An 11,763-nucleotide genomic window follows, 5' to 3' on the forward strand; every position below is an offset into this window, starting at 1 on the left:
AAGGAAGTCCGGTCGAGGGGGACGGCCCTCGACCGGCGGCCGTGGGCCCGAGCGGGGTCCACGGCAGCCGTGACCGGGGGGTGCGGCACCGCCGAACGGTGCCGCACCCCCCGGGACGGTGACTCGTGTCTTCACACCCCAGAAGCCCGCGCTCACCGCTGCACCATTCGCACCACCTCCCTGACACCCGCGTCACCGCCGACGTGTACCCGACCGGAGGAACCACCCGTGGCCGCACAGCCCAGGTTTCCGAAAGATGCAGTCGCAGCAGATGCAGTCGCAGCAGATGCAGTCCCAGAGGTAGATGCCGTCGCAGTACCGGAGCGGAAGCATCCGGTCGACCGGACGCTGCCTCCTCTGAAAATGTTCACCAGCGGGCTGCAGCATGTGGCCGCGATGTACGCGGGCGTGGTGGCCCCTCCCATGATCGTGGGACCCGCCGTGGGCCTCAGCGCCAAGGAGACCGCCTTCCTGATGGGGGCGAGCCTCTTCACCGCGGGCATAGCCACCCTTCTGCAGACGCTCGGCTTCTGGAAGGTCGGCGCGCGGCTCCCGTTCGTCAACGGGGTCTCGTTCGCCGGTGTGACCCCGATGATCGCCATTGGAAAGGACCGCGGAGCCGACGGCATCACCGTCGTCTTCGGCGCGATCATCGTCGCCAGCGTCCTGGGGTTCGTCCTCACGCCGTACTTCTCGAAGCTGGTCCGCTTCTTCCCGCCCGTCGTCACCGGCACCGTCATCACTCTGATAGGTGTCTCACTGCTCCCGGTCGCCTTCAACTGGTCGCAGGGCGGCAACCCCACCGCCGACAGTTACGGCTCGATGAAGAACATCGGCATGGCGGCCCTCACCCTCGTCATCGTGCTCGCGCTGCGCAAACTGCTGCGCGGCTTCCTGCAGCAGATCGCCATCCTGCTCGGACTCGTCGCCGGCACACTCCTCGCCATTCCGCTGGGGATGACCAGCTTCGACGCCATCAAGAACGCCGATCCGGTCGGCTTCCCGACGCCGTTCCACTTCGGCGCACCGCAGTTCGAGATCGCCGCGATCGTCTCGATGTGCATTGTGATGCTGGTCTGTATGACCGAATCCACCGCCGATATGCTCGCACTCGGCAAGATCGTCGAACGGCCGGCGGACGAGCGGATCATCGAGGGCGGGCTGCGCGCCGACACCCTCGGCAGCGCCATCAGCCCGCTCTTCAACGGCTTCATGTGCAGCGCTTTCGCCCAGAACATCGGCCTGGTCGCGATGACGAAGGTGCGCAGCCGGTTCGTCGTCGCCGCGGGCGGCGGCATCCTGATCCTGCTGGGCCTCTGCCCGGTCGCCGCCTCCGTGATCGCGCTCGTCCCGCTGCCGGTCCTCGGCGGCGCGGGCATCGTGCTCTTCGGCTCGGTCGCCGCCAGCGGCATCCAGACGCTGGCCTCGGCCGCCCTGGAGAAGGGCGAGAACGCTCTGATCGTCGCGGCCTCCGTCGGTATCGGCCTGATCCCGATCGCCGCGCCGGACTTCTACCACGCCTTCCCGAAGGACGCGCTTGTCGTTCTCGACTCGGGCATCTCCACCGGATGCATCGTGGCGATCGTCCTCAACCTGGCCTTCAACCACCTCGGGAAGAAGGACAGTTCGCGGGAGGAACAGCAGGAAGCCACGAAGGTCCCGGCTCCGGCCGGCGCACACTGAACCGAAAAGGGCCCAAGGGCCGGGTGTCCGCGCGTGTGCACGGGCACCCGGCCCTCCGGGTCTTGCTCAGCTACTGCTCAACGGCTGCTCAGCGGTACTGATCTGTGTCGGTGCTCAGTCGATGTGGAAGCTCTCGCCGTAGACCTTCCAGTCCAGCGGCGTGTTCAGGTTGAAGTTGTTCTTCTTGACGAATACCCGCTGGGCCGTGTCGACCCGGCTGGTGTCCTCGTGCGCCTCCTCCTGCTTCATCGCCCAGACCCGGGCGTCGAGGAAGGCGTTGAGATAGGTCTTCTCGTCGCCGCCCTGGGCAGGGGTCTTGGCCTTGGCGAGAGCCTTCTTGCGGATGTTGCTGAAGCCGGTGCTGTCGCCGCCGTCGCCGTGCATCACGATGGCGTCGTAGTAGATGAACTGGCCGAGTACGCCGATGCCGTCCGCCTTGCCGCGGTTGACCGAGGGGTTGAAGTAGACCCGGTCGCGCTCGTCGTTCTGGGCCTTCTTGAACTCCGAGTCCTGGGCCGCCTTCTTCCAGTCCTTGGTGAAGTTCGGGTCGAGACCGGCGTGTGAGTCGCTCCCGTCGACCTCGCGCAGCGCGGGCAGGTACTTGGCCAGAACGTTCCCGGGCTTGCGGTCGGTGTAGAGCTCGACCAGATCCAGCATGTCGCCGGTGCCGGAACAGAAGCCGATGATGCCGGCGGTGTAGCCGCGGCCGTCGCCGATGTCCTCGATGTACTTGTACTGGGCCTTCCAGTCCAGCGAGGAGTTCTCCGCGCTGGACACGATCTGCATGGCGATCTCCTTCTTCGCCGGGTCGTCGAGCCCGATGGCGGCCGTGGCCGCGGTAGCGCTGCCGTGCTGCGCGGGCTCGTCGGAGGTGGCCGCGACGGCGGTGGCCGGCACGGCGAGGAGAGCGACGCCGAGCGCGATGCGGGGGAGGAACCTGAGCGGACGTGGGGCGCGTACGTGGGGGGTGGGCACCTTGCCTCCATAGGGAGTTCGTCGTTCCGGTGTTCTGTTAGGAAGCTTTCCTATCAGAGTGCGGAGACGTCGTACACCCCTTCTGCGCGGGGGAGTTCGGGCCCGCCGCGCCGACCTGCGCCTCAGCCGCGCCGGTTCGGTTCCCCCGATTCGATCCCCCGGTTCAGTTGTTCCGGCCCAGAAGTTCCGCGCTGCCCGCCGGCTCCACGCGCGGCTGCCCGTTGAGGCGGTGCCGCTCGATGGAGGACCGGCGGTAGACCTCCTCGCGCACCCGCTGGATCTCACCGATCGGCCGGTGGTCCTCACGGGTGCGCCAGGGGGTGATCGACGTACCGTCCGCGGCGGTCAGGTTCTCCTCGCCGCCGATGTCCTGCCGCGGGATCGCGACCCGGGCGACGGTCACCCACGGCGAAAGCTGCTCGGGCCACTCCACCGAGGTGTTGTCCACCGGCATCCGCGTCAGATCGGTGTTGAGCTGCACCTGCAGCTCGAACTCGTGGTCGCGCTCACCGGCCTCCGCCACCAGCGTGTTGCGGAACGCCTCGCCGTCCGCCAGCACGTCGACGGTGAGATGTGTGACGGGCGAGACGGGGACGGTCCGCACCTTCGCGATGTGGTCGCCGTGCCGGAAGGCGCCCATGCTGTTGTACGTGTACGAGAGGAGGTTCTGCCGCGGGACCTGGGTGAAGGACAGCATCGCGAACAGCTCGTCCCACAGCCACTCGTCCGAGGTCTCCAAGGTCCCCCGCCGGGTGAGGAATTCGCCCATCCACGACTTCCGTCGAGCCGGGTTCACCAGCGCGTCCGGCAGCTCGGCGAACAGTTCCTCGATGACCATGTAGTCGTACGCCGTATTGGCGAAGAAGACGCGGTTGTTGATCAGGTTGAGGTCGAAGGTCGTCGCCTCGGCCTCGTCGGTGAGCAGCGAGTCGCCGGGCACCCCGAACATCTTGATTCCCATGCCGCAGGCCGCGCCGAGCAGCGAGTCGGCACGCAGATGTCCGAGCCCGTTGGAGTAGCGGACGACGGCGTCGTACGTCCCGGGCTGCGCGAAGATCCCCTGCGCATACGCCCCCGGCGCCTCACCCACCGTGACCGTTGCTTTCACCAGGCCGTACGTCTTGCCGTGCGCCGTCCTGACCGCGCGGCCCACGCCCTGCCGCTCGACGGACTGCCGGGTGCGGCGGGCGACGTTGCTGACGACCTCGTCCAGCTCCTGCTGGTAGGTGGGTCGCTCGACGGGGGTGTACGTCTCGTACCGGACGAATTCCATGGCGGGCCTCTCCTCTGCTGGTGTGTCCTAAGAGAAAGATAGCCTGCAATTAAATTGTGCACGATGTAACTGGTTGTGACAGTCGCCACGTCGAATCGGCGTGTGATCTGTCAGGGGCTCAGCTCAGGCGGTCGACCAGGTCCCGCAGCTGGTCCCGCAGCCGGCCGGCCTCATCCGCGGTCAGGCCGTATCTACGGCCCATCGCCGTCGGCACCTGCTCGGCCCGCTCCCGCAGCGCCTCGCCCCGCTCCGTCGCCGCCACCATGACCAGCCGCTCGTCCTCCGGCTGCCGTTCCCGCCGCAGCAGCCCGGCCGACTCCAGCCGTTTCAGCAGCGGCGACAGCGTGCCGTAGTCGAGGCCGAGCGCCGCGCCGAGCTCCTTCATCGGGACCTCGCCGCGCTCCCAGACGGCCAGCATCACCAGATACTGCGGATAGGTGAGCTCCAGCTCCGCAAGGACCGGCCGGTACGCCGCCGTCACCGCCCGGGAGGCGGAGTACAGCGCGAAGCACAGCTGGTCGTCGAGCACGGTTGAGCCTGTCCGGTTCGCACCCATGGCCCTATTCTGCGTCGATGCGGTAGCTGTCGCCGTACACCTTCCAGCGCAGCGGCGGCTCCAGACCGAGCCTGCCCTCCCGTACGAAGACGCGCTGAGCCGTCTCGATGCGGCTGGTGTCCGTATGCGAGGGCTCGCGGCGGATCGCCTCGACCCGCGCGTCCAGGAAGGCGTTCAGATACGCCTTCTCGTCACCGCCCCGCGCCGGCGGCTTCGCGGTGCTCAGGGCCTTCTCCCGCAGCGTGCGGAAGCCGACCGAGCCCTTGGTGTCGCCGGACCCGTGCATCACATAGGCGTCGAAGTAGATGAACTGCCCCAGCGCGCCGAGACCGTCGCGCTCGGCCTGCTGGACGGCAGGCTTGAAGTACGCCCGGTCCCGCTCCGCGTCCTGCGCGGCCCGGAGAGCCGGGTCGGAGGCGGCGGCGCGCGCCCACGCGTCGGTGAACGGGCGGCCGAGGCCCTCGTGCGAATCGCCGCCCCTGACCGCGCGCAGGGCGGGCAGAAACGGCGCCAGCGCATTGCCCGGCCGTGCCTTCGTGAAGCGCTCGACGACCGCGAGCAGATCGCCGGTGCCGGAACAGAAGCCGATGATGCCGGCGGTGTAGCCGCGGCCGTCGCCGATGTCCTCGATGTACTGGTACTGCGCCTTCCAGTCCAGCGAGGAGTTCTCGGCGCTGGAGACCAGCCGCATCGCGATCTCCTTCTTCGCGGGATCGTCCAGCCCGGCGGCGACCTGCTTCTCATCGGACCCCGCGCACCCGGCGAGCATCAGCAGCACCAGCGCGAGCAACGGTCTGAGCACGGACTTCACAGCGGTTCCCCCCTCTCGGGGTCAGCGCCCCGGCCACACCATGAGGTTACTGAACAGCTCCGCCTGCTCGATCGCGTCGTCCAGAGCGTGGTGGGTGTGCCGCCGCTTGGAGAGCAGTTGCCGCGGCATGGTGCCTTTGGCGACGGCACGGAGCGGAAGCCGGGCCTTGGTCGCGTACAAGGTCTTCATGTCCAGACATCCGGAGTGCCCGAAGGGGCTCGCCCCGGTGAAGCGCATCAGATACCAGTACAGAAAAGTCCAGTCGTACGAAGCCGGGTAACCGCACATCACCGGCTGCGCGCCCTGGCCCGCCTTGCTGCTCACCTCACGCACCCAGGTGCTGAACTCGGCCATGGCGGTGGCCGGTTCACTGCCCTCGGCAATCAGCCGGTCTCTGTCGAGGCCGCTGACGGCGAGGGCCTCGGGCACGAAGTCTTCGCTGATGGGTGCCAGTTCGCGGTAGAAGGTGTGCGCCTCGGGGTCGGTCGGCGTGTAGCTCGCGGCGTCCTGGCGGCCGGCCACCGCCGCGCCGAAGCTGATCATCGAGTACGGGCCGGGGATCGGGCCGTCCGCCTCGATGTCGACGGAGATGTAGAGGCTGGGTCTTGCATGACGTGCCATGCCGGGAGCATCGCATCGGCGCTGCTCCCGGCACATCCGGATTTTTCGCACGGACGGCGTGCCGGTCAGGAGGCCGGTCGGCGTGGCGGTGAGGGGGTCAGGCGGTCGGCACCAGTGGTCGGGGGTCGCTTCCTTCGGCGAACCGGACGTGAAGCTCCCGCCTCTTCCCGGCCGACCAGGCCGGCTTTGGCGACGACGAACGACCCCTTGTACGGGCGGTTGTGCTCGCCCTGCTCTCCCTGCCCAGCGAGGCGTTACTGCCGTAGCCGACACCGAAGTTGGCCGAGTAGGTGGAGAAGACGCCGGGTGCCGGGATCTCGACCTTGTCGCGGATGATCACACGCTATCCGGCTCAGGACCGGGTTGACGCTGACCGAGTGGGCGGACCGGAACCGCGTCAGGACCGCGGAGTCGCGCGCGGCGTACGAGGGGAGGCGCGGCGTGGCCCGAGCCCCCCGCGCTGGAAGGCCTCCTCGACGACCCGGACCAGTCCCCGGCCGCGGTCCTCGCCCTCCTCGCGCTCGGCCACGATCTCGACCGCGCCCGCGCGGCCGGCCTCCTCCTGGACTCGGCCGAACGCATCGCCGACCCGGAAACGGCACCCGACGCCCTGCTCGCGCTCGGCCCTGAGGCCCTGACCCCGGAGTTCAGGGCCCGGCTGACGGCGCTCGCCGAACGCGACCTTCGGGTGGTGACCTCGGGCCCGGAGCCCGAAATAGTCCCCGCGGACGAACGCCTCCGCGAACGGGCCCGGGCGATGCTGGGCGCCTGAGGCGGCGGGCGCGCGCCCCCGACGCCGCCCCCTCGCGCGGTCAGTCCCCCGGCTGCCAGTCGGGACGGCGGCCGCTGAACCCGACAACCCGGTCGAGCAGCGGCGCGTTCGAGGCGACCTCGACGACCGGGCCGAACATCCCGTCCCCGCTCGGGTCGTCCCCCGTCGGCTTCATCAGCTCGTACGACACCTGCAGACTCGCGTCACGGGGGGCGTAGTCCTGGCCGGTGGCGCGGGCCAGGTCCCAGCCGTGGATGACGAGCTCGTTGATGGCGACCCGTCCGGCGATCGCGGCCGGGAAGGTGACGCCGCCTGCCTGGGTGTCGCCGTCCCACGCCCCCGGCGTCGTCCAGGCTTCCGCCAGCTCGTCCAGCCGCTGTGGAAGGACGGTGCGCCAGTCGTCGCCGAGGACCGGCCGCACGGATCCGGGGGCGGTGTCCGTCGACGGCCCGAGGTCCTTCCGTGCGGCGTCCCGGAAGGCGGTGGACAGCCCGGCGAGGTGGCCCAGCAGCTCCCGTACGGCGTAGTTGGGACAGGGTGTCGGGTCGTCGAGCCGGGCGTCTTCGACGCCGTCGATCAGCTGGGCCACGGCGCGGGCGGCTGGGTGAAGGTCGGGGGAGGAGATCTGCGAAGTGGTGTCCATACAGTGCAGACGTGTCGGCACGGCGAAAGTCATCGCTTCTTCGACCGGGTCATTCACGGCGGGGTGGGGAGCCCTCCGGCCGGGCCCGGGACCGGACGCCCTGGAAACGGGACCGGACGCCCTAGAAAGACGTTTCGCGCACGCTCGCCCGGTCCACGGGGACTGTTGTCGCCGTGATCTCCGAGCGGTGCCGGCTGCCCGCGAAGGTCACCGTCAAGGTGTCCGGCGCGCTCTGTGCGGTGCTTGCCGTGAATCCCTGGCTCGGCACCGCCGAGATGAGGCACACCCCGCCACTTCCGTAGCGCACGGTGACCGACCCGCCCTGGGACGAGATGGTGTGCACCCCCGAGCCGCCCTCCTCGCAGCCCTGGCTCGAAGGCGCGGACGGCTTGTCCGGCGGGCGGGAGCTTGGGCGGGCCGCGGGAGTCGGCGTCGCGGTGCGGGGCTTCTCGGCTCTCTTGGAAGGCGTCGGGTCCGGGCTGGTGCTCGCGGAGGCACTCGGGGTCGGGATGGGGGTCGCCGAGGCCCGCGCCGAGGCGGCGAAGTCCGTCGGAGCCGACTGCGCCACCGGCGCGGTCGGCCTGGTCGATCCCACCACGAAGTGGACCGTGATGATGACGGCCGTGACACTGGCCGCCGTGCACGACAGCCAGATGAGCAGGTAGCGCAAGAACCGGGACACGACACCATAGTGGCGGACCCGCTAACGTGCCTGCTCATGGCCTCCGTACTTGTCGTCGAGGACGACCCTGTGATCCGGGCCGCGCTGATCGAAGTCCTTACCGCGCACGGGTATGCGGTGAAGACCGTCCACCAGGGTTTCGAGGCGCTGCGCGAGATCACCCAGTGCCCGCCCGACATCGTCGTGCTCGACCTCGGGCTGCCCGATCTGGACGGTCTCGACGTGCTACGGATGATCCGGGGCATTTCACGCGTTCCCGTGCTCGTCGCCACGGCCCGCGACGACGACACGGAGATCATCAGGCTGCTCAACGCGGGAGCCGACGACTACATGGTCAAGCCCTTCTCGGGCGGCCAGCTCGCCGCCCGGCTCACCGCCGTACTCCGGCGGTCCGTACCCGCCGCCCATGACGGGGACCGGCAGCCGGTCGTCCAGGTCGCCGAGCTCAGGATCGATACGACGGCCCGTACCGCGCACCTCGCCGACCGAGAGCTGACGCTGACCCGGCGGGAGTTCGACCTGCTCGCCTACCTCGCGGCAAACGCCGACGAGGTCATATCCCGCAAACGCATACTCGCCGAGGTGTGGCAGCAGCCCTATCTCGAGGACCAGACGGTCGACGTCCATCTCTCGGCACTGCGCAGGAAACTGGGAGAAAAGGCCTCGGATCCCCGCTATCTGCATACCGTGCGTGGTATCGGGATTAAACTGGTCACCTCCCTATGAGACGCGCACTCGCGGGGATCGCACTGGCCGCGACGCTGATGGTCGCGCTGTCCTTCCTCATCCCGCTCGCCCTCCTGGTCCGCGAACAGGCCCGGGACCGCGTGACCACCGCCGCCGAGCAGCGAGCGGCCGCTCTCTCACCGGTCCTCGCCCTGACCACGAAACCGGCGGATGTGCAGCAGGCGGTCGCGGGGCTCGGCTCGCGGGACCAGCTCGCCGTACGGCTCCCGGAGGGAGAACTCGTCGGCACGCTGCGCGCGCCGCGTCAGGCACTGGAACGCGCGGTCGAGAAGCGCGAGACGCTGGCCATGGACACTGCCGAGGGATGGGTCTATCTCCAGCCTGTCGTGCTCGCCCAGGACCGGGTGGCGGTCGTCGAGGCGTATGTGCCCGGCGTCGATCTGACCCGGGGCGTGGGGGCCTCGTGGGGCGTCATGTCGCTGCTCGCGCTGGGCCTCGTGGGCGGCTCGGTACTGGTCGCCGACCGGCTGGGCGCCCGGGTGGTCCGTTCCTCCCGCAGCCTGTCGCGAGCCTCGCTGGCACTGGGTTCGGGTGACCTCGACGTACGAGTGGAACCCGACGGGCCACCGGAGCTGATGGAGGCCGGTGTCGCGTTCAACACGATGGCCGACCGGGTCGCGGAACTGCTGGCCGTCGAACGGGAAATGGTCGCGGATCTCTCGCACCGGCTCAGAACCCCGCTGACCGCGCTCTACCTGGAGGCGGACCTGATGGGCGGCTCACACAGTGCCCGGCGGGTCGCCGACGCCGTGGCACAGCTGGAGAGCGAACTCGATTCGATCATCACCGCCGCCCGCACCCCGCTGGCCGCGGGCCCGAGCGGGGGAGTACCGGCGAGGCCGTGCGAGGTGACCGAAGTGGTAGCGATGCGGCTCGACTTCTGGTCGGTGCTCGCCACCCAGCAGGATCGGCCCTACGAACGCTCCTTCACGCCGCGGCCGACGCCCGTCCGGTTCCCGGAGGACGATCTCGCCGCCGTCGTCGACGCCCTGATCGGCAATGTCTTCCGGCACACCCCGCAGGGCACGGCCTTCGCCGTACGGGTCGAGCGCACCGACCGGCATGTGCTGCTGACGGTGGACGACGCGGGTCCCGGCGTCGCCGACCCGGACGCCGCGCTCACCCGCGGAGTCAGCGTCGGTGGCTCCACCGGCCTCGGCCTGGACATCGTGGCCCGTGCCGCCCGCACCGCCGACGGAGAGATGCAGATCACTCGCGCTCCGATGGGCGGGGCGCGGGTGCAGGTGGCGTTCGGACTGGCGGGAGCCAACCGCTGACGGGACCTAGCGGCCCGCCCCGAAGTCCTGCGTCCACCACGGACCGCCGTCGCCGAAGTGCACGCCGACGCCTATCTCCTTGAAGGAGCAGTTGAGTATGTTCGCCCGGTGGCCGGGGCTGTGCATCCACGCGTCCATGACGGCCGCCGCGTCGGACTGCCCCTGGGCTATGTTCTCGCCCAGCGTGGACCAGGCGTAGCCTGCGGCCTCGACCCGGCTGGTCATGGTGGAGCCGTCGGGCCCCGTATGGGACATCACGCCGGCGTCGGCCATGACATCGCTGTAGTCGTCCGCTGCCTTGACGAGCTTCGCGTTCGACGTCAGCGGCGAGCAACCGGCCGATGCCCGCTCCTTGTTGACGAGCGCGAGAACCTGGGCTTCGGCGCCGTTGGATGACCCGCCCGAGCTGCCGGACCCGGAGCCCGAGCCGCTGCGGGGCGTGGCGGCCGACCGCCCGCCGCTACCCGAACCACCCGTGCCGCTGCCGCTCTTCGCCTCCACCTTCGGCGACGCGGCCGGTTTCGCCGGCTGCTTGGGCTTGGCGGAGGCCTTCACGCTCGGGGTGGGAGAGGCGGACACGCTCGGGCTCACGGAGGGCAGCGCGAGGGGATCAGTGCTGTCCGTGCTGGCATCAGCGCCTCCGGGGAGATCCCCGGCAGCGTTGGTCGTGACCCGGTCCGCCGTGCCGCCGCTCGGATCTGAACCGCCGGTGGCGAGGGTGACGGCGACGCCGGCCGTCACGGTGAGTGCACCCACTGCCAGGACGACATTGCGCGCTCGGAAACCGCCCTTGGGGCGGGCGTGGGAGCGGGGCTGGGGTCGATCGGCTCGGCGGGAACTCATGCGTACGGCACCTCGGGAGGAGTCGAGTGAAGCAGGGAAGAAACCCCGGCAGGCGCGATCGCGCCCGCCGGGATTGTGGGGGGTTGACGAGAGCGTAGGCGCGATCTGGTGCGAGAAGGCCTCTTGCCGGGTCTTCTTCAAGAAGCCCTAAGAAAGCCCTAAGACTCCGTTCGGCTACGCCCGGATACACCCCGGCCGCATTGACGGCGATCAGTCACATGCTCCGCGTGCTCAGGCGGAGAGGAGGCGAGGCCTGCCGTGCACGACGTGGCCGTCAACCGCGCGTGGCCGTCAACCGCGCGTGGCCGTCCACCGCGCGTTGCCGTCAGCCCCGAGGTATCCAGACTCTTCAGCGGCCTGCTGCGGCTCTGCGGGTCGGGTCGGACGGATACCAGGAGAAGAGACCGTCCGCGCCCTTCTAGCCGCTCGCCCCAGTGGCGGAGGGAAGTCCGCCGAAAACTTCCCGAAAGATCTCCTCGACGCGATCGCGTGACACTGCCGGAGCGGTGTAGTGCGTGGAGCGCACGGTCGCCAGGAAATCTTCCGGCAATTCTGCGTGGTGCCGCTTCACGTAATGGTGTAGTTCGACCGGCCACATCCAAGTGCCGTCGGTGACGAGGGATCCGGCTCCAGGAAGCCACTCGTCGCCCGTAATGACATCCCGTTCCGCCCCCATGGCACTGAAGATCTCGGTCCCCGATGAGAGATACGCCAGGATTCTGGACTCGTCGTCCACCCCATGCGGTCGAACAGCATCATGAATCGACGGTGCGGAGAGGTCCGCGTCCTGAGGCTCGAACTCGCCAAAGAACCCCACTCGCTTGATCATTGCGTCTCCGTTGATCGTGCCGCTACTCGGCCATCGGCAAGAAGCTCAACG

The 11,763-nt window shown here is 69.3% G+C and carries 15 protein-coding genes; 5 read left to right on the forward strand and 10 right to left on the reverse strand.

The annotated features are described in order from the left end of the window. Positions 1 to 228: 228 nt before the first annotated feature. Positions 229 to 1,683 (forward strand): nucleobase:cation symporter-2 family protein, encoded by a 1,455-nt coding sequence (locus tag OG966_RS32310; protein WP_326653540.1) that lies wholly within the window; start codon positions 229 to 231, stop codon positions 1,681 to 1,683. A 114-nt stretch (positions 1,684 to 1,797) separates the two neighbouring features. Here OG966_RS32310 and OG966_RS32315 read toward each other — a convergent pair whose 3' ends face one another. The 8 genes from OG966_RS32315 to OG966_RS32350 all read right to left on the reverse strand — a co-directional run bounded on the left by OG966_RS32315 (position 1,798) and on the right by OG966_RS32350 (position 7,367). Beyond that, positions 1,798 to 2,658 (reverse strand): chitosanase, encoded by an 861-nt coding sequence (locus OG966_RS32315; RefSeq protein WP_326653541.1) that lies wholly within the window; start codon positions 2,656 to 2,658, stop codon positions 1,798 to 1,800. Between the two features lie 163 nt (positions 2,659 to 2,821). Beyond that, positions 2,822 to 3,931, reverse strand: a complete 1,110-nt coding sequence (locus OG966_RS32320) for a catalase family protein (protein WP_326653542.1) — start codon at positions 3,929 to 3,931, stop codon at positions 2,822 to 2,824. 118 nt (positions 3,932 to 4,049) lie between these two features. Continuing rightward, on the reverse strand, positions 4,050 to 4,487 hold the full coding sequence (locus OG966_RS32325) for a MarR family winged helix-turn-helix transcriptional regulator (RefSeq protein WP_326653543.1): 438 nt from the start codon (positions 4,485 to 4,487) through the stop codon (positions 4,050 to 4,052). Positions 4,488 to 4,491: 4 nt separating this feature from the next. Further along, a complete protein-coding gene (locus OG966_RS32330; protein WP_326655459.1) occupies positions 4,492 to 5,256 on the reverse strand; it encodes a chitosanase in 765 nt (254 codons plus the stop codon). 63 nt (positions 5,257 to 5,319) lie between these two features. Further along, positions 5,320 to 5,919, reverse strand: a complete 600-nt coding sequence (locus OG966_RS32335; protein WP_326653544.1) for a 3'-5' exonuclease — start codon at positions 5,917 to 5,919, stop codon at positions 5,320 to 5,322. Between the two features lie 97 nt (positions 5,920 to 6,016). After that, entirely contained in the window at positions 6,017 to 6,259 is a 243-nt protein-coding gene (locus OG966_RS32340; RefSeq protein ID WP_326653545.1) for a hypothetical protein, read from the reverse strand. A 57-nt stretch (positions 6,260 to 6,316) separates the two neighbouring features. Then, positions 6,317 to 6,448, reverse strand: coding sequence for a hypothetical protein (locus OG966_RS32345; RefSeq protein WP_326653546.1), 132 nt, complete (start codon positions 6,446 to 6,448; stop codon positions 6,317 to 6,319). A 283-nt stretch (positions 6,449 to 6,731) separates the two neighbouring features. Beyond that, positions 6,732 to 7,367, reverse strand: coding sequence for a TIGR03086 family metal-binding protein (locus OG966_RS32350; protein ID WP_326653547.1), 636 nt, complete (start codon positions 7,365 to 7,367; stop codon positions 6,732 to 6,734). Between the two features lie 140 nt (positions 7,368 to 7,507). Between OG966_RS32350 and OG966_RS32355 the strand changes: the two genes are divergently transcribed. The 4 genes from OG966_RS32355 to OG966_RS32370 are packed head-to-tail and all read left to right on the forward strand — an operon-like array spanning position 7,508 to position 10,040. Beyond that, positions 7,508 to 7,636, forward strand: a complete 129-nt coding sequence (locus tag OG966_RS32355; RefSeq protein ID WP_326653548.1) for a hypothetical protein — start codon at positions 7,508 to 7,510, stop codon at positions 7,634 to 7,636. Positions 7,637 to 7,642: 6 nt separating this feature from the next. Then, a complete protein-coding gene (locus OG966_RS32360) occupies positions 7,643 to 7,999 on the forward strand; it encodes a hypothetical protein (RefSeq protein WP_326653549.1) in 357 nt (118 codons plus the stop codon). Positions 8,000 to 8,052: 53 nt separating this feature from the next. Beyond that, a complete protein-coding gene (locus tag OG966_RS32365) occupies positions 8,053 to 8,742 on the forward strand; it encodes a response regulator transcription factor (RefSeq protein WP_326653550.1) in 690 nt (229 codons plus the stop codon). Then, the gene (locus tag OG966_RS32370) at positions 8,739 to 10,040 is read left to right on the forward strand and encodes a sensor histidine kinase (protein ID WP_326653551.1); all 1,302 of its coding nucleotides are present in this window, start codon (positions 8,739 to 8,741) and stop codon (positions 10,038 to 10,040) included. The genes OG966_RS32365 and OG966_RS32370 overlap by 4 nt, the downstream gene beginning before the upstream one ends. A gap of 6 nt (positions 10,041 to 10,046) precedes the next feature. Here the strand turns inward: OG966_RS32370 and OG966_RS32375 are convergent, their stop codons facing one another. Together OG966_RS32375 and OG966_RS32380 are read right to left on the reverse strand one after the other, a co-directional pair. Then, positions 10,047 to 10,883, reverse strand: a complete 837-nt coding sequence (locus OG966_RS32375) for a CAP domain-containing protein (RefSeq protein ID WP_326653552.1) — start codon at positions 10,881 to 10,883, stop codon at positions 10,047 to 10,049. A 418-nt stretch (positions 10,884 to 11,301) separates the two neighbouring features. After that, complete coding sequence (locus OG966_RS32380) at positions 11,302 to 11,712, reverse strand: hypothetical protein (RefSeq protein ID WP_326653553.1); 411 nt, start codon at positions 11,710 to 11,712, stop codon at positions 11,302 to 11,304. Positions 11,713 to 11,763: the final 51 nt, after the last annotated feature.

It is taken from the genome of Streptomyces sp. NBC_01750 (assembly GCF_035918095.1).
GTDB lineage: Bacteria > Actinomycetota > Actinomycetes > Streptomycetales > Streptomycetaceae > Streptomyces.